The following is a 21,219-nucleotide window of genomic DNA, read 5'->3' as shown; positions in this document are numbered from 1 at the left end:
GGATTTTCGGCAGCCCGCGCAGCACGGTCCTGCAATGGTGAAGGCATCCCGTCACCGTGGGGTGCCACATGCTGCCGTCTTTGCCCCGTTTCCTCTGCATCTTCGCCGTGCTCAGCGGCCTGCTGTCCGGCTGCACGACGACACCGGCCACCCCTGACCACATAGAAGCGCCGCTACCCGACGAGCCAGCTTCGGAGCAGCGACTGGTGCCCGTGACCCGCTACGGCCGCTACACCCTGGTCGAGCTGGTGCCGGAACCGGCGCAGCGTGATCTCTTGCAGCAGGCGGTGGAGGTCTCGATTCCGCCCATGCTCGATGCCAGCGTGGGCGATGCCATGCGCCATGTGCTCCTGCGCTCCGGCTACCGGCTCTGCGATACGGCCGAGGCCGCCGCGCTCTACGCGCTGCCGCTGCCCGCCGCACACCTGCGCCTGGGTCCGCTGATGCTGCGCGATGCCTTGCTGACCCTTGCCGGCCCCGCCTGGGAGCTGTCGGTCGATGACTTGAGCCGCCAGGTCTGCTTCAGCCGGCACGGTGCTCCCACCTTCCTTTCCGCCAACCCGCCCGGCACCACCACGCCCGTGCCGGACGCCGACCGGCCCGAGGAGATGCGGCCATGACCTTTCCCCAAGCGCCATCCGAGCGCCATTCCCGCACGCGCTGGCTCAAGGTCGCCGCGGTCTTCTGGCTGCTGCTCATCAGTGCCGTGGCACTCATCAACAGCGTCGGCCTGTCGCGGCTCGCCGAACAGACCCAGAGCAGCGCACAGGATGCGCAGATCAATGCGTTGGGCCTGCGCGTGGCCGATCTCGAAAGGCAGGCCGATGCGGACAAGCGCCGGCCGGCGCCGATCAGCCAGGCCGAATTCGCCACCGCGCGGCAGGCGTTGGACGAACGGATGACGCGCCTCGAAGAGGCCGACGAGGCGAGGGCCCTGGCCGTCGACCTGCAGACGCTGCAGGCGCGCGTGAACGGGATCGAGACCCGCCTGGAGAAGACCCGGCAGGTGGCATCCGCCGCTCGCCCGCGCGCTCCGGTTGCGACGAAGCCCAAGGTGCCGGAGCCGCCGTTCCGGGTGCTCGGCGTGGAGCTGCGGGGAGGCGAGCGCTTTCTGTCGATCACCTCCACCGCCGCGGCCTCGCTCGCGGGCACCCGGCTGCTGCGCGAGGGCGATGCCGAGGGCGGCTGGCAACTGCAGTCCATCGAGGCGCAGGCGGGCGTGTTCCGGGTGAACGGGCAGACGCAGCGCGTTGCGGTACCGTAGGAGGTCGCCATGAACCTGTGGCCGTTGCTCGCTGCCATCGTCCTGTTCGCCGCTTTCGGCGCATCCGCCCAGCCGGCCCCGGTGACGAACTCGCGCATGGTGCCCGCCCAGGTGCAGCCGGGCGCCGATGCTGCGCTCGACGAGAGGCAGGCGCGGGAGTGGGGGCTTCAGCCCGAGGAGTGGGCACGTTACCGGCAACTGATGCAGGGGCCGCTCGGGGTCTATTCGCCCCAGCTCGATCCGCTCACGGCGCTCGGCATCGAGGCCCGCAGCGAGGAGGAGCGCAGGCGCTACGCGGAGTTGCAGGTGCAGGCCGAGGCCCGGCGCGTCGGCAAGACGCTGGCCTACCAGCGGGCCTACGACGCGGCGTGGCAGCGCCTGTTTCCCGGCCAGCCGCGCGTGAGCCTTCCCGGCGCCAAGGCGCAGGGTGCCGGCAACACCGGCTCCGGGCGCCTGGCCGTCTTCGTCAAGGCCGACTGCGCACCGTGCGCGCAGCGCGTGCAGCAGTTGCAGGCGGCCGGCACGGCCTTCGATCTCTACATGGTCGGCAGCCGCCAGGACGACGCGCGCATCCGGCAGTGGGCCACCCAGTCGGGCATCGACCCGGCCAGGGTGCGCGCCCGCACCATCACGCTCAACCACGATGCGGGGCGCTGGCTGTCGCTGGGCCTCCCCGGCGATCTGCCGGCCGTGGTGCGCGAGGTGAACGGCCAATGGCAGCGGCAATAGGTGCTCCGGGCCGGGAGCATCGGCCGTCCCGCATCGCCATCCGCGGCGCCAGCGCCGTGCTGCTGCTCGCCACCGGCGGCTGGGCCTTGGCCGCCCTGGCGCGGGATGTGCCGCCACCGGCGTACCAACTGGCGGCGCATCGTGCGGACGTACCGGCGGCGGTGCTGTACGCGGTGGCCTTGCAGGAGAGCGGCACCCGGCTGCGCGGGCGCCTGGTGCCCTGGCCGTGGACGCTCAACGTCGCCGGCACGTCGCAGCGCTACGCCACCCGAGCCGAGGCCTGCGCAGGGCTGCGCCGGGCGCTCGCCCGCACGCCGGCCAATCGCATCGACGCCGGCCTCGGCCAGGTCAATCTCGGCTACCACACGCATCGCTACACACAGCCCTGCGAGCTGCTGGACCCGTACCGCAACCTCGCCATCGCTGCGGAAATCCTGCGCGAACAGCACACGCCGGGCGAGGACTGGCTGCTTGCCATCGGCCGCTACCACCGGCCCGCCGGTGGGGCACCCGCAGCGCGCTACCGGCGCAGTGTGCATCGGCACCTGACCCGCGTGCTCGACCCCGGCGTTCCCGTTCCAACCCTTCAGGTCACCACGCCATGAACCACATCGTCCTCATCGCCGCCATCGGGCTGCTGTCCACGACCACCGTCTTCGCGCAGACCGCCTCCGCGCCGCTGATCGTCGTCGAAGACCGCGGCGGCGACTCCGCGCTGCCGTACTACCGGTCGCTGAATCCTCAGCCGGATCACGCCACACCTCCGGCCCCGATGCCAGCCCCTCGCGCGGGCAACGCGGCCGACGCCGAAGCGGCCATGCTGCCGGTGCGCTCGACGCAACTGTCGCCGGGCGAGGTGCAGCGCCGCGTCATCCGGGCGCCGGGCCTGACGCCGCTGTTCCTGGTCGGCGACGACGCACGCTCGCGCGCCTGGCTGCGACAGCGCCACGCCGCGCTGCGGGAGCTGGGCGCCGTGGGCCTGGTGGTCAACGTGGAGTCGACGGCGGCGCTGGTCGAACTGCGCCGCCTGGCGCCCGACCTGACTCTCTCGCCGGCCTCCGGCGACGACCTGGCCCAGCGCCTGGGCCTGCGCCACTACCCGGTGCTGATCACGTCCACCGGCGTCGAGCAGTAGGTGCGCAAATGGCCCAACCGCATGCGGTCGAGGTTCTGCTCCGGCCAGCGGTGGAGCTTTACACCGTGGCGGTCTGCACCGGCGCCGCGACTCTGTGCCTGGTGGCACCGTGGTCGCTCGCGCTGAACCCGCTGCTCGGCCTCGGCTCGGCGCTAGCCTTCCTGACCTTCGGCGCGATTCGCCTGCGCGATGCCTGGGCGATCCTGCGCTATCGCCGCAACATCCGCCGCCTGCCGCGCTACGTGATGACCAGCCGCGACGTGCCGGTGAGTCAGCAACGACTGTTCGTCGGCCGGGGCTTTCGCTGGGAGCAGCGACACACGCATCGGCTGATGCAGACCTACCGGCCGGAGTTCCGCCGTTATGTCGAGCCGACGGCGATCTATCGGGTCGCCCGGCGGCTGGAGGAGCGGCTTGAGTTCGCGCCGTTTCCCGTCTCGACGCTGGCGCGCGCGCTGGCCTGGGACAGCCCGCTCAACCCGGCGCGGCCGCTGCCGCCGGTCGGCGGGTTGCCGCGCCTGCATGGCATCGAACCTGCCGAGGTCGACGTCACCCTGCCGCTGGGCGAGCGCGTCGGCCACACCCTGGTGTTGGGCACCACGCGCGTGGGCAAGACGCGGCTGGGCGAGCTGTTCATCACGCAAGACATCCGCCGCAAGGTCCGCGGCGAGCACGAGGTGGTGATCGTCTTCGACCCCAAGGGTGATGCGGACCTGTTGAAGCGCATGTACGTCGAGGCCAAGCGCGCCGGGCGCGAAGGCGAGTTCTACGTCTTCCACCTGGGCTGGCCGGACATCTCGGCGCGCTACAACGCGGTGGGCCGCTTCGGGCGGATCTCCGAGGTGGCCACGCGGATCGCCGGGCAGCTCTCCGGCGAAGGCAACAGCGCCGCGTTCCGCGAATTCGCCTGGCGCTTCGTCAACATCATCGCGCGCGCCCTGGTCGAGCTGGGGCAGCGGCCGGACTACCTGCTGATCCAGCGCCACGTCATCAACATCGACGCGCTGTTCATCGAGTACGCCCAGCACTACTTCGCCAAGAACGAGCCGAAGGCCTGGGAGGTCATCGTCCAGCTCGAAGCGAAGCTGAACGAGAAGAACATCCCGCGCAACATGATCGGGCGCGAGAAGCGCGTGGTGGCCCTCGAACAGTACCTGTCCCAAGTGCGCATCTATGACCCGGTGCTCGACGGCCTGCGCAGCGCCGTGCGCTACGACCGGACCTACTTCGACAAGATCGTCGCTTCGCTGCTGCCGCTGCTGGAGAAGCTCACCACCGGCAAGATCGCGCAACTGCTCGCACCGAACTATTCCGACCTGTCCGACCCGCGGCCGATCTTCGACTGGATGCAGGTCATCCGCAAACGCGCGGTGGTCTACGTGGGGCTGGATGCGCTGTCCGACGCCGAAGTCGCGGCGGCGGTGGGCAACTCGATGTTCAGCGATCTGGTCTCGGTCGCCGGCCACATCTACAAGTTCGGCGTCGACGACGGGCTGCCCGGCGCCGCGGCGGGCGCCAAGATTCCGATCAACGTCCACGCCGACGAATTCAACGAACTCATGGGCGACGAGTTCATTCCGATGGTCAACAAGGGCGGCGGTGCCGGCGTGCAGGTGACGGCCTACACGCAGACCTTGAGCGACATCGAGGCCCGCATCGGCAATCGTGCCAAGGCCGGCCAGGTGGTCGGCAACTTCAACAACCTGTTCATGCTGCGCGTGCGCGAGACCGCCACCGCCGAGCTGCTGACGCGACAACTGCCCAAGGTCGAGGTGTACGCCACGGCGCTGATGAGCGGCGCCACCGACAGCTCCGATCCGCACGGCAATACCGCGTTCACGTCCAACACCCAGGACCGCATCAGCAGCAACAGCGTGCCGTTGATCGAGCCGGCGCATGTGGTGGCGCTGCCCAAGGGGCAGTGCTTCGCGCTGACCGAGGGCGGCAACCTCTGGAAAGTCCGCATGCCGCTGCCTGCGCCCGACCCCGACGAAGCCATGCCGAAGGATCTGCAGGAGCTGGCCGGCTACATGCGACAGCACTACGTCGAGGCAGGAGACTGGTGGGAGAACCAAGGCATCCCCGGCCTGCAGGACAAGGCGCTGCCCGACGACCTGCTGGACGACTTCAAGCAGATGGCCGCCGCTGAAGAAGCCGAAGCATGAGCGATCCGGCCGTCGCGGCACAGCGCCAGCAGCAACGTAAGCGCTCACCCAGCGGCGTCGTTGCTACGCAGCGGGGCTTGAGATATCCGAGCGCAACGGAGCTTTCCCGAAGTGCTCCTTCCACAGCCTGGGCGTGAGCTGTGCGACGTCGGCGGCCGGGTGCTGGCCGACGCGCTGGAGCACATCGACGAGATAGTCGTAAGGATCGACCTCGTGCAGCCGACAGGTCGCAATCAGGCTCTGGACGACGCCCACATGCTGGGCGCCGAGCTCGGTCCAGCTGAACATCCAGTTTTTCCGACCTATCGGAATCGGTCGAAGCGCTCGTTCGAGGTGGTTGGTATCGATCGGCACATCCGGGTCGGCCAGGAACACTTCCAGTGCCGCCCGTCGCTTGTGCGCGTAGATCAGCGCCTTGGTCAGCGGGTTGGTCGGCAGCAGCCCCTGCGCGTCCAGGCGCTCCTTTACCCAGGTGAAGAAGGCCGCCACGATCGGGCGGGCGTGATCGAGCCGGTACTCGCGCTTGGCCTCGCCCTTGAGCTTGTCGTCGCGGATCTTCGCTTCGACCGCGTAGAGCGCGCCGATGAACGCGATCGCCTTGGCCGCCAGCTCGGGCTCGGCCGCTTCGGCGTTGATGAATTCGCGCCGGCAGTGCGTCCAGCACTGCGCGTGCGTGAGCCCGGTCTTGCTCGCGTAGGTCTCGTAGGCGCCATAGCCGTCCGAGAGCAGGACACTGCCTTCGGCCGGCTCGAGCCCGAGCACCTTCTCGACATTGCTGTGTGCGCGGCTATCGAAGAACGGGAAGCAGATCTCGTGCAGCTCGCCATACACCGGCCAGAAGTAGCAGCCCTTCATCTTGCCCGGGCCGGCACGGCCGGCCTTGATCGGGGTCTCGTCCATGGCCTTGACGCGGCTGGCGCGGATCGATGCGAGCTGCGCCTCGTAGATCGGCACGAGCAGCGCGGCGGCCTGTGCGGCCAGTTGCGTGAGCCAGGCGCGGCTGACCGTGATCCCCGCATCGGCCAGGCGCTGATGCTGGCGGTACAGCGGCAGGTGCCAGGCGAACTTGTCGAGCAGCAGCCCGACCAGGAAACTCACGTCGGCGCGGCTGCCCTCGATCACCCCGACGGGCGCCGCCGGGCAGTGGATCGTCTGCGTGTCGCGGCGCTTGATGACCGGGCGCACGTACTTGAGGATCACGTAGCTGCCCGGGCGCTGCGCCAGGCGATGGCTGACCTTCTCGCCGATCACCTCGAACTGGTCAGCGGTGAGTCCCTCGGTCTCGGGGTTGGCGAGCGTGATGGTCTCGACCGGGACGCGCGTCTCGTCGAAGAACAGCGCCGATTCGTCCTTGTCCTGTGCGTAGTCGGTGCGCGACGCACGGCGGGTGTGTCCCGCCACGGTCTTGCCGGGGGTGTCGGGCTGCGATTCGGGGATCGGTAGCTCGCCCAGATGCATCTGCGCCGGGTCCGGTGGGACCAGGCGCTTCTCGCTCTTCTGGCCGAAGAGCTGGCGGCGGAACCACTCGAGCTGATGTTGGATGGTCTGCACTTGGCGCTGCAGATCCTCATGCGCCTGGGCCAGTTCGACGACGCGCTCGGGCGCCCACTGGGCGGCCTCGGCAAGGGTCGGAACGGGGGCGGAGTGCGGCGCGGGCATGGCGCATATTTTACCGTATAACCCAGCATTCATGCGGGTTGCACGGCGTTTGCGGGCAGTCGGAAACGGCGCTTGGTGCGTGCCGGTTCGATGCCTTCGAGCAGCAGCTTGAGCCCGGTCCAGTCCATCTGGCGCGTGCGAACCTGCGCCCAGTTCGACACGAAGCGTCCCTGTTCGAGGCGCTTGGCCCACACACAGAATCCGGTGCGATCCCAGTACAGCACCTTCATCTGCGTGCCGCGCCGGTTGATGAATACGAACAGCTCGCCCGACAGCGGATCGCAGCCGAGCGCCTGGCGGGTGAGCGCGTACAGGCCATCGAAGGATTTGCGCATGTCGACCGGGCGGCCATAAACATGGACCCGGACCGCGCCTTCGGGGAAGAACATCAGCCGCGCGACAGGTGAAGGATCACGCCCTCGCCCAGATCGAGTCGAAGCTCGAGGCGACCCGTGCCGCCGAGTTTGAGCGTGCCGGCGTCGACGAAGCCGATGCGCTCCATCGCCGGCGCGGCGGACTGCGTACTCGGCTCGCCCAGCAGGCTACGCCAGCGCCGGAAGGTCGACTCGCTGAGCCCCTCACGGGCGCAGAACGGTTCGACCCCCAGCCCACTCTCGGCAAACCGCGCGATGACTGCTTGCCATTCCTGACGGCTACGCCGCCGCCACTTGTTGTTGGTCGCTGTCGCCCTGGTCACTGCCGGCTCCTCCCTGATGAATGTGGGAGGGATTGTTCCGCGCGGACGGAGGCTGGAGAAGGACGCCGCTCAGTGACCGGTTACGCAGCAACGACAGCAGGGGCTGATCGCCAGCCTGGTCACGCTGCCGTTCCGCTTCTTCGGCGTGCTGTGCGGCGCGCTGCTGCTGTGCATCCTGATCGAATGCGTCGGCATGCACTTCTTCTGGCCCGAGCAGGGCTGGCGCCACGCGCAGGGCATGCTGCACTACGAACTGGATCAGCTCTCCACGCATTTCACGCGCAGCGCGCTGGTGCAGGAGCCGGGGCGCACCGCGCACCGGCTGGTCGAGCAGGGCTACGACTGGCTGTTCGTGAAAAGCGGTCTGCTGGACTGGATACGCGACGCCTCGGCCCAAGCCAGCGCCGGCAGCCATCGCCCGACCAAGGATTTCCGTTACTACATCGGCCTGGTCTACGTGAGCGTGGAGAGCTACCTGATCGCCTCGGCCTACACGACGCTGGTCTTTCTCGTGCGGCTGCTGGTGCTGTGCCTGACCCTGCCACTGTTCCTGATGGCCGCCTTCGTCGGGCTGGTGGACGGCCTGGTGCGCCGGGACATCCGCCGCTTCGGCGCGGGACGCGAGTCGGGGTTCATCTATCACCGCGCCAGGGCCAGCCTGATCCCGCTGGCCGTACTGCCATGGGTGACTTACCTGGCACTGCCGGTCAGCGTGAACCCGCTGCTGATCCTGCTGCCCAGCGCCGCACTGCTCGGCGTGGCGGTGTGCATCGCGGCGGCGACGTTCAAAAAGTATCTGTAGATCACTCCGGCTGCCAAGCGCAATCTGCCCAGTGCGCTTCGTAGCGTTTCACAAAGTCTTTCATCTCCCGGATGTTGACGGCAGGTTCGCGGCAGGCCCGGGCGCAGGTAGAAACGACATCCCGGTAGAACTCCGGAGCGACAGCCCTGATGCCGTCATAATTCATAAGCAAGTCCGGAAGACGCTCCGTGATATTTGCTCCGCGAGGTGCCATCACAATGCTCGGGGGCTCTCCATACGTATTGATCAACACGTATCGCCAGCTTGGATCTGCGGCTCCCTGGCGAGGGACAATCTCACAGGGACGTGCGTCTCCGCCTTTGGAAATGGCTTCGTAGACTTCCTTGATGGCCTGGGGTTTGTGGGCCACCAGGACATAAGGCCCGGCCCCTACATAACTACTAATGCGTTCGTCGTATTCCATGCCGAGCAAGTCTTCCAGGTCAAAGCGTGCATGTCGGTCCAGGGGAGCCTTTCCTGAGGTGAACCATTGAAGTTCCCGCAGGGTGATCCCTGCACACTTGGCAACGTCTGCAGGCGAATTGGGCCAGCACGCCACGAGGTTCTTGGCAATCTCGGCGGCGTTGTCATAGTCACTGTCGGCCCAGAAATCATCATCCTCAACGATGTCCTCCGGTGCCTTCTCACCTGTCAGCAGCCATGTCCTGCCATCGAACCCGTCGAGGTTGAAATAACGGGGCTGATCGGGCGGCAGAGAGGTTTCCCAGGATGACAGCCATGGACCGGGTTCCCAGTCCAGTCCTCCGCTCACTGTTGGCACCGGTACTTGCGCCGGTAAGGCCAGCCACTGCTGGATTCTGTCCTCGACCTCGCGGCTGTTCATACCTCTGTGACCATCCCTGACACGAAAATCGTGGTCATTTTGAGCGTCCCGGCAAAGGGCCTGGATGGACCCGGTAAGAGACCGGTCTTTTCCGTCGTGCTTCCTCAGCAGCCACCGGCTGGAGTCCTGGGCCGAGCGCAGAGACGCTGGAAGGGATTTCTCCTTGGCATCAGCGACCTCGACCTGGACTCCGATTCTTGCCATTTCCCCTACCAGTTCAGGGCTGGCCGTCGCGAGGTGGCGATTGATCCGCAGAATGTCCGGTCGGCCACGCAAGCCCTTGACGTTACGCCACGCATCCAGAAGAACATCCCGGAAGGCCTTGGGCTGATCGACCGGTGTAAAGGTCATCCACCGAATGGGCAACCCGGCAACGGTCAATCCATAGAGTATGAGGGGGCTGAGCCTGTACCGCTCTGCGTCCTTGACCTTGATCGGGTCCCGTACAGATACGACGCCATGCTCCGGATGGTGGAAAAGAAACTTGGCAATCGCAACGTAGAAATGATGCTCTCTTGGTGATGGCTGTGACATCTGTTGATTCATGGCCCCTCCTGGCGAAATGCGAGCTTTCCCCGAGAACTATCGAAGGCTCATCGTCCAGCCCATACCCGCTCCGCGTCGGCATCCAATGCGTTGTCCACGAGCTCCTTCAGCGCTCGCTCGGACGAGGAGTACTCCTGGCTCAACAACGTCGCGAGACGGAAATCGACCCGGAAGCGCAGATGAGCACGGCTCATATCGGAATCTCCATCTGGCAACAGCTGCAACTCAACTACTCCTTGACCTCAAAGCGCAGGTAATCCGCGAGCCGTTTCGACTCGTTGATTTCGTCGTGGGGCACCGGCAGGTACTTCCAGGGTTTGGAGCCTACGTTCGCCGCGTGATCTGAAGCGTGCTTGCACCACCGCATGGCGGCAGCGTCCTTGGTGACCCTCTGGCCGTTAGCATTCGCTCAGGATTCGCTCACAACCACGCCCTCCATCCGCCCCTTGTCGAGAATGTCCAGCAGCACCACACTCTGTTTCTCTGTCGGAAGCTTTGAGGGAATCTGCATGGCAACCCTGAGCACGCCGTCTTCCTTGGGCGTGAGCAGATCTTTCTCAAGCAGCGACTGATGGATGCGAGCCCATTCCGCAGCGGTAACAGCCAGCACTTTTCGTTGCGCCTCGATGCCGTTGTCGATCCTCTGCGTCTGCTTCGCTGTCTTCACAATCGCTGCCTGATTATCCTGCGGAACAAGTCGATCGTAGAACTCGGGCGGGAGGAGATTGGCAATCTCTTCGCTACGAGCCTGTATCCTCGTCCAGCACGCCTCCTTCTTGCACCACTCGGAAATGTTGGAAATGCCTTGTGGCGGTCGGATGATGTCATCGTTCACGACCCCTGACACGACAGCGATGGCACTTTCGAGCACTGGGTCGACCTTCTGCGCATTCCAGATGCCCAGAAAGTCGATGCTCTCCTTCCTGCGCTTCGTGATGTCACCGAGTACCGCCAGCGTGTAGGCCACGATGTTTGCTCGGTACCCGCCGTTGTACCAGGGCTGTGCAGAAACGATGCGCTCCGTGGCGCGGAAGATCAGGCCACGTGCGACAGCCCTCTTGAAATAGAACTCGTTGAACGCGTCGGATGATTTCTCCCACTCGCTGCCGATTCGGGCGGCGTAGCGCGCAAAGTTCTTCTGGGAGCCAAGATTCACCCACCTGGGGTGGTCATCCCAGACATTCTCGAACTTCGCAAGATCCGTCTTCGTGAACATCTGTGGCTTGGGATGCTCCGCCTTGAAGCGACGCTGTTCCGCAGGCGTGAGCTTCGACTGCGCATCGGCATACTGGCCGCGTGCGCGCTCATAGAACCACCTCGTCTCGCGCGGGGCGCCCTTCTGCGCCGGCGCCCAAATCCGTCGGGAAAACCCTTCCATCCGCACATGGAACGGGTGGTTCGAGAAGAAGTCGGCGGCATTCACCCGATTCTGGGTGTTCGCATACTCCGATATCCTTGGAACGACCGTTTCGCTCTGTCGGCTGTCGATGACAGACAGCTTCAACTGGACGAATATCTGGGAAAGATCGGCCTTGTCCCGCTTCCGTGTGTGGAACAGCGATGCCGTGGTCTGGCCACCATTGACGATCTGGAGATCGACAACCCTGGTGATCGCCAGACCGGAATCCGTCATCCCTGTCTCGACACTCTGTGCAGTGGCCGTGATCCCGTTGTTGTAGGCAAAGAACATCCCAGGTTCGTTCAGGATCGTCGCCCTTATTCCCTGGTTCACATTACCGCGCGCCTGCAGGAATGTTCGGACGTTCTGCTCAAGCAAACGCGCTCCGAATCTCTCGTACAGGGTCGTCAGCACCTCGGCAGGCATGACCATGAGATAGGATTGATAGGCATCGGTCCCCAGGTGTGCGGGAAGGCAGGCGATACCCTTGCCGAACATTTGCTCGAAGTCGAGGTCGAGTGGCTCCTTGTGGCTGCGGGAGCTTCGCTGACGATGAAGTCGTGAGATGTCCCAGATGTGGTGAGCAGCCGGAACACCTGCCACTTCCGTATCGGGAAGGGCCTGAATCTTCTCGCTGAGCGTGCGCTCGGAGAAGAGAACCAAGTTGACCTGCCGAATGGCGCCCTTGCGATCCGCAATCTGCCTGGCAAGGCCGTACTCCGGCGATGTGACCTCCAGTTCGCCGGCCAGGCCCTTGTTGGCACTGGCCTCGAAGAAGTTGGCAACACGCTTGAATGCCGCGACCACTTCCGTTCTGGTGAGCGATGCCAGCTCGTTTCGGGAGTCGAAGTCCGCGATGAAGAGGTCCAGAACTCCTTCGTCATTGAACCAGTAGCCGTCCACGCGCATGCCACGCTGCGCCCGGAAATGGCAGAGTTCGAAACCTTCCGTGAAGCCTGTCTCGACTAGGTCGTTCGCGATGGCCTCCATGAATTCGGAGAGCTGGAAGCTGCCATTGGCTTCGGCGCCCGCCAACAGTTCCTGTCGGAAGTCGTGGAAGAACTCTTCGTCGGTCTGCTCCATCAATCCTCCCCGAAGATGGCTGCTTCGTCACACTCGTAGGGAGCAATCGTTTCCAGCCTGATGTCGTAGGCCACGTTAGCAATCCCTGTCGGCAGTTGCGACCGCATGAGACGCGGAAAACCGTCACCGACACGATAGCTGCGCACGTCGCTGACGACAAAGCGAGGCTCATCGTAGTCAGGGAGCGGGGCATAGCCGTGCGCAACCAGCTTCCTGTCAAAGGCCTCGACGGCATCCGCCTCGCCGAGACGCGCCTGGACTGCAGCGACGATCTCGTTGAGCGATCGGGCTCCTGCCGCGTCGGCCAAGCTGCTCAGCCGGTACACGCGCAGGAACAGCGCATCGTTCAGGGATTCAAGCTGGTCTTCTGACGAAATGCGGATGCTGCTCCGCTCTGCCCCCGAGAGCGATTTGACCTCGACGGCTGTGTTGCCGAATATGAAATCCTGATGTGATCGTTCCGGACCGAGCCAGGCTTCGACGGCGGCACTGCTCGACATCTGCCGATCGATCAGTTCCGTCAGGAAGACGATTTCGGCGAAGAGACCGCGCACTTCCTCGATGGACAGGTGCTGACTCCGGCCTGACAGGAAGGTCTTCCAACGGCGGATGTGTGCCAGAGAGACCGCGAGAGAACTCGCCGAGTCGGTGGCGTGCTCCAGCGAGGATGCAAGGGTGCGGCACAGTCCTTCGAAGAGATCGCGGTCGACCTGCCTTTCAAGGGCGAGGACCAAGTGCTGCTGCCCCTGATCTCCGGCACGAAGATCGACATCGATGCCGTTCACCGTGACCGCGTTCTTCCGGTACTGGGCTGCGTGGTCGCCCTGAAGCTCCACGATGAACAGGCAGGCGCCTCCGGCATCGCGTCCCCAGAAACAGGGCACGGCCGTTCCCACCGCAACCTGGCGGACATTGAAGTCCGCTCCCGGAACGGCGATGTCATCCCACGGAGAGGACTCAGGCATCGTAGTCATCCTCCTCGTCAGGATCGTCGGCGTAACCCTGCATCTGCTGGAGCCAGACCTTGTTCACGACGACATTGATGGTCGTCGAATAGTCCCCGTAGGGAAAACTGACGCCGAAGGCTGCGATCGGTCCCGTCACGGCCTCGCCCTTGGGCTCCAGGCTGTGAATCATGAGGAGCGGCTTGTTCCGGACCATGCGGTAATGCGTGTCGGATACCGCTCCTGAGCCATCTTCGCCGCCAGCAAGCGTCCTGGCCTCATTGCGTTGTGCGTCGCTGAGCCCAAGCTTCTCGTCGCCACGCGAGGCAACCCTGTCCTTGTTCAGGCGCCACGAAGTGCCGTTCGGCTGATCCTTCCCGACGACGCGCACCTGATTCCTCAGGGTGAACGGGTTTTCACCGCCTGAGCCACCCGAAGGGGAAATCAGCAGAACATCGGCCAGCGGGCGCTTCGTCGCAATCCGTTCGAGATAGCTCACCACGTCCGACTTCTGTCCGGCAAAGGTCGAATGGCATTCGAACCGGGTGAGGAAGTCGTCGATCACCTCGACAGGCACGTCCCTGAAGATGACGCCCTTTTCGGTGGACTCCTCCGGTCGCCCGCCGAATCCACTTCGCCAGTGATCGCCGATCAGCGCAAGGTTCCTGGCATTCACGTCAGGGTCGGTGGAGACAATGTAGCTCTCCCGCAATCGCCCACTGAAACTCTGCTCGACCGTGACCTCCTGGCCGGATCGCATCTTGTTCGCCGCCGTGATCAGCAGGCTGTCCGGATGCGAGCGGACGTACAGGCCAAAATCCTTCGGGCTGAGGCGATCGCGCCGCATGCGCTTGGCCTGCTGTACAAGCTCTTCGGCGGCATCGGCGATGTGGGAGTACCAGTTGATCGAATCGCGCGAGAGATGGACGCGGCAGAGGTCCTCGAAGCCCGGCCGGTAACCGAACCACCGGCCCATCTGCATGAGGGTGTCGTACATTTTCGTGTTGCGGTACATGTAGCTGACGGTCAACCCCTCGATGGTCAGGCCTCGGGAGAGGCTCAGACCACCGACCGCGACCGCAGTCAACCCGACTCCTTCCTTCGCGTAGCGGGCGTAGTCGAGCACCTCGTCACTCTTGCTGTTGATGACATAGAGGTGGAGGTGCTCGAAGACGCCGCTGAGGGCAGCCTTCACTTCCGCCCAGGTAAACCCAGCATCGGCATACTCGGCATCGAAGGCGTGCTTCAGGCCCTGCATGTACGCGTTTCTTGAGGAAACCTCCTCCGGCATCGCGTAGTTGGCGAGAACCGCTTCCCTGATCTTCTTCTCCCTGAGACTCAGGAAGTCACGCACGGCCTTCTGAACGGGCACGAAGCGCGACACGTTGACCATCATTGAGCAATGCTTGCCGGTCTGCCCACGCAGGTTCCGGATGGCGCGGGCGACGATGAACTCGTCGAGTGCGCGATAGAGGCTGGGGGGCAACTCGTGGACGGGATCGTCACGCTTGTGGGCGTACGGGATGAGATCCTCGCAATCGTCGATCGGCCTCACGATCGATTGACTGGTCGCCTCGTCGAGGAACACCTTCTCGGCACCGAAGTACGTCGTTGGCGCGTCTAGGCAATAGATGAAGTCGCGCGGGAACAGCTCCTCACGCACATCATCGCCATAGGCGTCGGGGTTGATGAAGATGTTGGCGAACGGTGTCGCCGTGTAGCCGACATAGCACGATTTCGCGAACAGCCCGAGAATGCGCCGGATCATCGCATTGGTTCGGGTCGGATCCAGATCCTCCTTGTTCGTGTTGATCGACGCGTTGTCGGCCTCGTCGTCAATCAGCAGCATCGGCACGTCGGAAATCCGGCCATCGCCCTCGGCGTTCAGCTCCTTCAGCCACTTGTGAAGAGCCGTGAGCGTCGTGACGTTCTTCTTGATGACCAGAATGATCGGCTTACTGAAGTCGTTGATCTTCCAGCCGCTCTTTTCCGCCGTGTTCTTGTTGAAGTCCTCGTTGATGTTGGTGAGCGTGGCCGGATGCGGATAACCCGGCGCGAGACCGACACCGATGTTGCGACGATCCTCGGGATCGCTAGACCGGCCGATGAAGGCCTCATCGATGCGCTGCTGCGTTTGCTTGCGCAGATTGTTGTGAATGCCGGCGACGACGATGATGAACTTGTAGCCGGCGTCGGCGGCGCGTGCTATCAGGCCGGTGTAGTTGGCCGTCTTGCCCGACTGCACATGACCGATGACAAGTCCGCGACGGTTCCAGGTTGTGCCCTCGCTCAACGGGTCCTGCAGGTGGCCGAGAATGCGGGTCGTCACATCGCTCAGCGACTGCACCATCTGCGGTGGCCAACCTTCCTTGAGAAGAAAGTTTCCATAGGATTCCGCATAGGTCCAGGCGACATCCTCACGCTTGTGGACCCACTGATCATCATGCTTCGCAGTGACATCCACCAGCGAAACACCGGCGCCCATGCGCGTGTCGACCGAAATCATCGCCTCGGTGACGATATTGCGGAGATCACCCGTATAGCCGAAGATTGCGGCGATCTGTCGCGCCTTTTCCTCCACCTGCTCGCGCGTCGGCGTCTCGGCCATGTTGGCAAGGCCCGAGATGAGCGCGTTGGCAATGTTTCGTTCTTCCGTGATGACTGTGAGGCTCATGCAAAGGTCTCGCTGATGAATTTTTCCGCCAGTTCGATCTGGCCATCGAAAAGGTGCGTCGAGCGCACGATCTGCAGAAAGGCATTCGGATCGCCCGGCCCGTCGCCGTAGAGCACCTTCCTGAGACTCTTCAGGCGCTCCAGAGTCTGGCTTTCATCCACCGCCCTCTGGTTGATCTCGCGCGGATGGGTCGAGTAATCGGAATAGATCATCTCCACCGGCAGGGAGGCCGCAATCGAATCCAGCAGGACACGAAGCAGATCCGCATCTTCGGACGAAAGTCTTGTGCCCAGGGATGCGATGAGCGGGTGCTGCTCGTTGATTGCGAAACGGATGCCGCCGAGATCGGCGTAGCGCTCCCAGAACGGGGCTTGGCTCTCCTGAAAGAGCTTCTGCCCGCGCCCCCTATGCACCGTCACGCTGCGGGCAGTGATCCTGTTGATGATCTGACGCAGCCGCTCCCGCACCCCATGCGGCGGGCGGGCACGCGATTTCTTGATGTCGATGGTCCAGGCTTCGTCCAGACTGTTGGGAAAGTCGATCTGTACCCGCGCCAACTTGGTGGCCTCACCCTTCGGCACGAGTCTGAACCAGTCGCCCCAGGCCATCAGGCGGCCGTTTCGATAGACGTAGCCCCCCTGATTGGAGATGAAGTCACTGCGATCCTGGTAGTAGTCGTACTCGGACGCGGACAGACGACTGTGGTGCGGAAGCACGTAAGGCTGCAGGCGCACCTCGGCCTCGCCGATGCGGACGATCTCCTCCGGAAGCACCTGGGTGGCAGGATTCTTCCTGCAGAAGGGATCGAATGCCGTAATCGGACGACCATTGACGGTGAGAGAAATCCTGGCATGTCCCCTGATCTCACCCGAGAGAAACCGGTGGAAGACAAGTGACAGATGTCTGCCCACCGCCTCAAGCTTCTCATTGACGATCTCGTCTCGACGATCCCCGGCCTCGTCCTCCATCAATCGGTCGAGCTCTCGCCAGATAACGGCCGTGCCCCGGGCGCCGAGCCGTTCGACATAAGGCAACCCATGGATGTCCGCATCGTCCAGGATGGAAAGGATCCAGTCGTCGCAGCATCGATGCGATCCCAGATTCCATTCGGCTCCGCAGACAGTTCCACCGCGTGTGCTCACAACGGTCAGCGAGCGGCATTGGGAAAACGATGCTGTCTTCAGGCCAAGGCCGAAGCGCCCAAGATCCTGCGGCGACCGATGCTGCCTGGGGTTGCCGGTCCCATGACGCATCGCATCGAGCAGCTCGTCTTCTGTCATCCCCCTGCCGTTGTCGAGGATGACCATCACAGGATGCTCACCGGACACATCGCAAATGATGTCGATGGTGTCAGCGCCAGCGGAAATGCTGTTGTCGATCAGATCGGCAATCGCAGTTTCGAGCGAGTACCCAAGGTCCCGCATCGATTCGGAAAGGCAGGCCGCGCTCGGCGGATGACTGCGATCACGAGCCATCGGCTTCCTCTTGCGCCTTCTCGTGAGTCAAGCGCATGGTAAGCTCCGAATTGCTGCTTCGGGTGTCGTCTTCATCCGTTCGCATTGCCAAGCGGAAGCGCGGAGCTGCCATTTCTGCAGACATTCGGGCGGAAGATGCTCAAGACCATGCGCGTTCCTACCACTCCGCAGCGCAGCCGCATGATGTCGAGCATTCGCGGAAAGAACACCCGGCCGGAACGGATACTTCGCTCCCTTCTTTTCGCCAGGGGTTTTCGATATCGACTTCATGTGCGGGGGCTGCCCGGCTCCCCCGACCTTGTGTTCCCGAAGCGCAAAGCAGTGGTGTTCGTCCATGGCTGCTTCTGGCACCGACATGAAGGCTGCCGTTACACAACCACTCCCAGGACCAATGAAGATTTCTGGCGGCAGAAATTCCAGGGAAATGTCGCTCGCGACAGGCGCCATGCGGAGATGCTCCATGCTCTCGGCTGGCGCGTGGCGGTCGTCTGGGAGTGCGCCTTGAAGCACTCGGTCGAGGAGACTGCGCAAGCGGTTGAGGAGTGGCTGCATGGCGATGAGGATGTCCTGGTGATTGGTCAGAGCATTGACTAGCCCGCTTCGGCAAGCACCGGAAGCTGTTCTGGCAGGTTTCGCGGCACGCTTCCCGCCGGCCTCTTCTGTACGGCATCACCAGCCTGCCTCCGCCTCCTCCTGCTCATCTCGTTCAGAAGGCTACGAACGATCTTGGCCAGTTTGTGGGCAAGCAACGGAGGCACCGCATTGCCGACCTGGGTGTACTGCTCCGTGCGGTTGCCCGCGAAGACGTAGTTGTCGGGAAACGTCTGGAGCCGTGCTGCTTCCCTGACCGTGAGACTTCTGCATTGGGAGGGGTCGTAGTGGATGTAGTAGTGCCCGTCCTTGGCAATGTGAGGCCACCACCGTGGTGGACGGTTCGTTCCTGCACTGCACGCGGAACCGATCCTTGAACGGGATCGCTTCGGATTCCCGATCGACATGCACATTGATGTGATCGGGAAGCAGCTTGGGAGGGAACACATCCAGCCGTGGGCAATATCCCCATAAATGAGCGAAGCTGGCCGAGAAGAGATAGCGAGCAAGATCGGATGCCATGTGCGCGCGCGCTTCATGCTGACAGACACCACCCAGGCTTCGGTCGTGAAGCCATTGCTGAAGCTCGGTCGGCTTCTTCGGCCTTCTGTAGCCTCGTGAAATGAAGGCGCCACCGGTCGTGGTGCTGGTTGCCGCAGCGCCAAAGGCACGCATTGTCCCGATCATGACGGACTCGTTTTCTGTCCTCCATCCCTTGACGTAAGAGGGGGCAGCCTGAACAGCCTTGCGCCATGCCTCCACTGAATCGCCACGCGACAGCTTGCTGCGGATTCGGGGAAGATCGTCAATGGCCTGTTTGACCGTGACAGGCCTTGTTACTGGTGCCAGCAACTGGTGTTGAGGCATGTCCAGCCCCTTTCTCACTCCGAGCAGAATCACGCGATGCCTACTTTGCGGGATCCCATGGCGCTCAGAACGGATTAGGTAGTCGGTGGGTTCCAGCGAACTGCCGTCGCCCTCCTTGGTGAAGGATCGGATCTCATATTCGAGCCTCTCGGTCGGCATCGAAAGATCCGCAATGATCTTCTCGAACATCGGGTCGCCGGAGTGCTTCGAGGAAAGCAGACCCTTGACATTCTCCATCACGAAGATGGTGGGCTTGTGCACCTGGATGATTCTCAGGTACTCCCTGTAGAGGAAGTGCTTTTCATCCTTGTGAAAGTCCTTGTCGTTGGCGCGTCTGGAGCGCCCCGCCAGCGAATACGCCTGGCAGGGCGGGCCGCCGATCAGCACCCAGGTTTCCTGCCCCTTCAGTGCAGCACGAATTTCCCTGTCGATACTGGCTTCGTCGGACTTGCCAAGCTCCAGGCACCTCGCCTCGGTGGCAGCATGCTCGAAGGCGCTGGCCACGGCAGGGATCCTGCGGAAAGTGGCCTCATCGATCTCGCCCCGTATGTAGCTGTAGTAGTGCTTGACGTCCTTGGTGCCACGCAAACGCCTGAACACTGCCCTGAGCGTCAGCGTGCGATGTGCGACAGCATCCTTTTCAATGGAAAGGGCAATCTCGAAGAATGGCTGCCGCTTGTGGCCCTGCAGGGAAGCAAATCCTTCCCCGAGCCCTCCTGGGCCAGCAAAAAGGTCAATTATGGGAACTGGCACGCCAGCAATCCTCCACTGAGTTCTTTCCCGAATGTGATTCGGTTGCCGATTGGGTGCACGCTCACTCTGCCTCCGGCTTCTTCTTGCTGATGCTTTCGGCGATCCACCGATCCAGTTCCGAGCGGCGAAAGCGCCAGGTTCCCCCAAGCTTGAACGCCGGAATCTCGCCTTTCTGGGCAAGGCGATAGACCGTCCGCTTCCCGGCTTTGAGATAGGCCGCGACCTCCTCCAGCGTGAGGATCTCGCTCTCGACTTCGGTCATCCGGAAACCATCCGATCTGGCCTTTCGTAGATTTTGATTGCCAAGTTTAGCCAATTCTACCAAGCCGCGGTAGGCGCTGGCCAACTCCGCAATGCGGGGAGCATTGCACGGTTGATCGCCAGCTCGACCTGGGAATCCGGTCATACCGTAGTTCCCATTCCCTACGGCGCAAAGCGAGAGCACGCCACAGCATCTGGCCATCCGCATCAACGGGGAATGGCACGATGGGACAGACCAACCGCCGCACATCCGCATGGCCTGCGCTTGCCGTGGTGTTGGCTGTGTCGTTCTCGGCGCTGCAGCCTGCCGTCGCTGCCGACGGCGTCGCCATGGAGCGTGAGCAGCTCGCCGCGCTCGCCCGCCAGCTCGACCTGCTCGACCGCCTCGCCGAGCACGCCGCCCATACCGCTCCGCAGGAACGCACCCGCTACCACTTCGACTACGCCCGGCTACGCGCAGACCTGATGCGCGTTCGCGCCGGCCTGCAGGACTACCTCGTACCCGAGCGCGCCCAGCCGCGCGATCCCGTCCCGCTGGCCGGCAATTACGTCCGCCGCGACCGCGCCGACGACGAGGAGCCATCGCCATGACGCCCTCTGCCGATCAGGTCGCCGCCTTCCAGGCCAACGGCGGCTTTGCGCCTTCGGCCGTTTCTGCCGTGGTGCTGGGCTTCGTGTTCGCCGTGTTGCTGCTGTGGGGCGTGTGGGCCATGCGCACTGCCTACGTCGGCTGGGCCGAGCACCGCATCACTGAACGTCAGTTCCTCGCCGTCGTCGTGCGCTTCGTGGCGATGTATCTGGTGCTGACGTTCTTCCTCCTCTCCTGACCGTCACGAAGGGCCATACGCCATGAACACGCCACCGGCACCCCATCGCATTCCGTCCCGCATCGCCGCACCGCTCCTGCCGCTCGCGCTCGCGGGTCTGCCGCTGTCGGCCTTCGCGCAGGGCCTGCCGACCATGGAAGACCCATCGCGCGGCCAGGGCAGCGGCATCCTGCAGACCTTGCAGAACTACGGCTACGACATCGTGCTGCTGATTGCGCTGCTCGTGGTCGCCTCGATGTTCGTCGGTGTCTGCTATCACGCCTACACGCGCTACTCGGAGATCCACACCGGCCGCGCCACCTGGGGCCAGTTCGGCCTGACGGTCGCCGTGGGCGCGATCCTGCTGGTGGTCGGCATCTGGCTGCTCACCAAGGCCACCGGCGTGCTGTAAGGGCGGCAAGCGATGACCGTTCCTTCGGAGACCCCGCGCGACACGCTGGTGACCTTCCTGCCGCACCGGCTGAACCGCCAGCCGGTGGTCGTGCGCGGGCTGACCGCCGACGA

Annotated in this window: 23 protein-coding genes and 1 pseudogene; 12 read left to right on the top strand and 12 right to left on the bottom strand. The window is 63.8% G+C overall.

The window, feature by feature from the left end; genetic code table 11:
• Positions 1 to 68: 68 nt before the first annotated feature.
• Genes pilL2 through traD form a run of 6 tightly spaced genes read left to right on the top strand, consistent with a single transcriptional unit; the run spans position 69 to position 5,293 of the window.
• Positions 69 to 620, top strand: coding sequence for a PFGI-1 class ICE element type IV pilus protein PilL2 (gene pilL2, locus PO78_RS08980; protein ID WP_043743321.1), 552 nt, complete (start codon positions 69 to 71; stop codon positions 618 to 620).
• Complete coding sequence (locus PO78_RS08975) at positions 617 to 1,264, top strand: hypothetical protein (RefSeq protein WP_043743319.1); 648 nt, start codon at positions 617 to 619, stop codon at positions 1,262 to 1,264. The genes pilL2 and PO78_RS08975 overlap by 4 nt, the downstream gene beginning before the upstream one ends.
• A 9-nt stretch (positions 1,265 to 1,273) precedes the next feature.
• Positions 1,274 to 1,993, top strand: coding sequence for a TIGR03759 family integrating conjugative element protein (locus tag PO78_RS08970; protein WP_043743317.1), 720 nt, complete (start codon positions 1,274 to 1,276; stop codon positions 1,991 to 1,993).
• Positions 1,978 to 2,598, top strand: coding sequence for a lytic transglycosylase (locus PO78_RS08965; RefSeq protein ID WP_043743315.1), 621 nt, complete (start codon positions 1,978 to 1,980; stop codon positions 2,596 to 2,598). Before PO78_RS08970 ends, PO78_RS08965 begins: the two co-directional genes overlap by 16 nt.
• The gene (locus tag PO78_RS08960; protein ID WP_043743314.1) at positions 2,595 to 3,128 is read left to right on the top strand and encodes an integrating conjugative element protein; all 534 of its coding nucleotides are present in this window, start codon (positions 2,595 to 2,597) and stop codon (positions 3,126 to 3,128) included. Before PO78_RS08965 ends, PO78_RS08960 begins: the two co-directional genes overlap by 4 nt.
• Positions 3,129 to 3,136: 8 nt before the next feature.
• Positions 3,137 to 5,293, top strand: coding sequence for a type IV conjugative transfer system coupling protein TraD (gene traD / locus PO78_RS08955; RefSeq protein ID WP_043743311.1), 2,157 nt, complete (start codon positions 3,137 to 3,139; stop codon positions 5,291 to 5,293).
• Positions 5,294 to 5,356: 63 nt separating this feature from the next.
• Here traD and tnpC read toward each other — a convergent pair whose 3' ends face one another.
• Genes tnpC through tnpA form a run of 3 tightly spaced genes read right to left on the bottom strand, consistent with a single transcriptional unit; the run spans position 5,357 to position 7,649 of the window.
• The gene (gene tnpC, locus PO78_RS08950) at positions 5,357 to 6,952 is read right to left on the bottom strand and encodes an IS66 family transposase (protein ID WP_043743309.1); all 1,596 of its coding nucleotides are present in this window, start codon (positions 6,950 to 6,952) and stop codon (positions 5,357 to 5,359) included.
• A 29-nt stretch (positions 6,953 to 6,981) separates the two neighbouring features.
• Positions 6,982 to 7,341: an IS66 family insertion sequence element accessory protein TnpB gene (gene tnpB / locus PO78_RS08945; RefSeq protein WP_043743307.1), complete on the bottom strand. Its 360-nt coding sequence runs from the start codon at positions 7,339 to 7,341 to the stop codon at positions 6,982 to 6,984.
• Positions 7,341 to 7,649 carry an IS66 family insertion sequence element accessory protein TnpA gene (gene tnpA / locus PO78_RS08940; protein WP_043743304.1) on the bottom strand — a complete coding sequence of 103 codons (309 nt, stop codon included), beginning with the start codon at positions 7,647 to 7,649 and terminating at the stop codon, positions 7,341 to 7,343. Before tnpA ends, tnpB begins: the two co-directional genes overlap by 1 nt.
• 103 nt (positions 7,650 to 7,752) lie before the next feature.
• Between tnpA and PO78_RS08935 the strand changes: the two genes are divergently transcribed.
• Entirely contained in the window at positions 7,753 to 8,451 is a 699-nt protein-coding gene (locus tag PO78_RS08935; RefSeq protein ID WP_052484396.1) for a TIGR03747 family integrating conjugative element membrane protein, read from the top strand.
• A gap of 1 nt (position 8,452) precedes the next feature.
• Here the strand turns inward: PO78_RS08935 and PO78_RS08930 are convergent, their stop codons facing one another.
• The 6 genes from PO78_RS08930 to PO78_RS08910 form a co-directional block, all read right to left on the bottom strand.
• Complete coding sequence (locus PO78_RS08930) at positions 8,453 to 9,841, bottom strand: hypothetical protein (RefSeq protein WP_043743303.1); 1,389 nt, start codon at positions 9,839 to 9,841, stop codon at positions 8,453 to 8,455.
• Between the two features lie 47 nt (positions 9,842 to 9,888).
• Positions 9,889 to 10,035: a hypothetical protein gene (locus tag PO78_RS22835; RefSeq protein ID WP_156147795.1), complete on the bottom strand. Its 147-nt coding sequence runs from the start codon at positions 10,033 to 10,035 to the stop codon at positions 9,889 to 9,891.
• Between the two features lie 215 nt (positions 10,036 to 10,250).
• Positions 10,251 to 12,323 (bottom strand): AIPR family protein, encoded by a 2,073-nt coding sequence (locus PO78_RS08925; protein ID WP_043743301.1) that lies wholly within the window; start codon positions 12,321 to 12,323, stop codon positions 10,251 to 10,253.
• Complete coding sequence (locus PO78_RS08920) at positions 12,323 to 13,288, bottom strand: PD-(D/E)XK motif protein (RefSeq protein WP_009401100.1); 966 nt, start codon at positions 13,286 to 13,288, stop codon at positions 12,323 to 12,325. Before PO78_RS08920 ends, PO78_RS08925 begins: the two co-directional genes overlap by 1 nt.
• Positions 13,281 to 15,941 carry a Z1 domain-containing protein gene (locus PO78_RS08915; RefSeq protein ID WP_043743298.1) on the bottom strand — a complete coding sequence of 887 codons (2,661 nt, stop codon included), beginning with the start codon at positions 15,939 to 15,941 and terminating at the stop codon, positions 13,281 to 13,283. The genes PO78_RS08920 and PO78_RS08915 overlap by 8 nt, the downstream gene beginning before the upstream one ends.
• Positions 15,938 to 17,416 carry an ATP-binding protein gene (locus tag PO78_RS08910; RefSeq protein ID WP_043743295.1) on the bottom strand — a complete coding sequence of 493 codons (1,479 nt, stop codon included), beginning with the start codon at positions 17,414 to 17,416 and terminating at the stop codon, positions 15,938 to 15,940. Before PO78_RS08910 ends, PO78_RS08915 begins: the two co-directional genes overlap by 4 nt.
• 135 nt (positions 17,417 to 17,551) lie before the next feature.
• Here PO78_RS08910 and PO78_RS08905 point away from each other — a divergent pair, with 135 nt between their 5' ends.
• Complete coding sequence (locus PO78_RS08905; RefSeq protein WP_052484395.1) at positions 17,552 to 18,010, top strand: very short patch repair endonuclease; 459 nt, start codon at positions 17,552 to 17,554, stop codon at positions 18,008 to 18,010.
• On the opposite strand, the gene PO78_RS23365 is transcribed toward PO78_RS08905, so the two are convergent.
• From PO78_RS23365 to mads1, 3 genes and pseudogenes are all read right to left on the bottom strand, one after another.
• Entirely contained in the window at positions 18,007 to 18,414 is a 408-nt protein-coding gene (locus tag PO78_RS23365) for a DNA cytosine methyltransferase (protein ID WP_231570677.1), read from the bottom strand. The two genes, PO78_RS08905 and PO78_RS23365, sit on opposite strands and share 4 nt — an antisense overlap.
• A gap of 400 nt (positions 18,415 to 18,814) precedes the next feature.
• Positions 18,815 to 19,378: pseudogene (locus PO78_RS23360) on the bottom strand (DNA cytosine methyltransferase); the annotation flags it as partial.
• A gap of 310 nt (positions 19,379 to 19,688) precedes the next feature.
• Positions 19,689 to 19,889: a methylation-associated defense system helix-turn-helix domain-containing protein MAD1 gene (mads1, locus tag PO78_RS08900; RefSeq protein WP_009397209.1), complete on the bottom strand. Its 201-nt coding sequence runs from the start codon at positions 19,887 to 19,889 to the stop codon at positions 19,689 to 19,691.
• Between the two features lie 224 nt (positions 19,890 to 20,113).
• On the opposite strand from mads1, the gene PO78_RS08895 reads away from it, so the two are divergent.
• The 4 genes from PO78_RS08895 to PO78_RS08880 all read left to right on the top strand — a co-directional run.
• Complete coding sequence (locus tag PO78_RS08895) at positions 20,114 to 20,479, top strand: integrative conjugative element protein, RAQPRD family (RefSeq protein WP_043743292.1); 366 nt, start codon at positions 20,114 to 20,116, stop codon at positions 20,477 to 20,479.
• Positions 20,476 to 20,715 (top strand): TIGR03758 family integrating conjugative element protein, encoded by a 240-nt coding sequence (locus PO78_RS08890; protein ID WP_010792128.1) that lies wholly within the window; start codon positions 20,476 to 20,478, stop codon positions 20,713 to 20,715. The genes PO78_RS08895 and PO78_RS08890 overlap by 4 nt, the downstream gene beginning before the upstream one ends.
• A gap of 22 nt (positions 20,716 to 20,737) precedes the next feature.
• Positions 20,738 to 21,106 (top strand): TIGR03745 family integrating conjugative element membrane protein, encoded by a 369-nt coding sequence (locus PO78_RS08885; protein WP_043743289.1) that lies wholly within the window; start codon positions 20,738 to 20,740, stop codon positions 21,104 to 21,106.
• 12 nt (positions 21,107 to 21,118) lie between these two features.
• A partial coding sequence (locus PO78_RS08880; protein ID WP_043743287.1) for a DUF3487 family protein occupies positions 21,119 to 21,219 on the top strand: 101 nt, incomplete at its 3' end.

It is taken from the genome of Thauera sp. SWB20 (assembly GCF_000831325.1).
Classification (GTDB): Bacteria; Pseudomonadota; Gammaproteobacteria; order Burkholderiales; family Rhodocyclaceae; genus Thauera; species Thauera aminoaromatica.
This window is presented reverse-complemented; position numbering and strand designations above follow the sequence as displayed.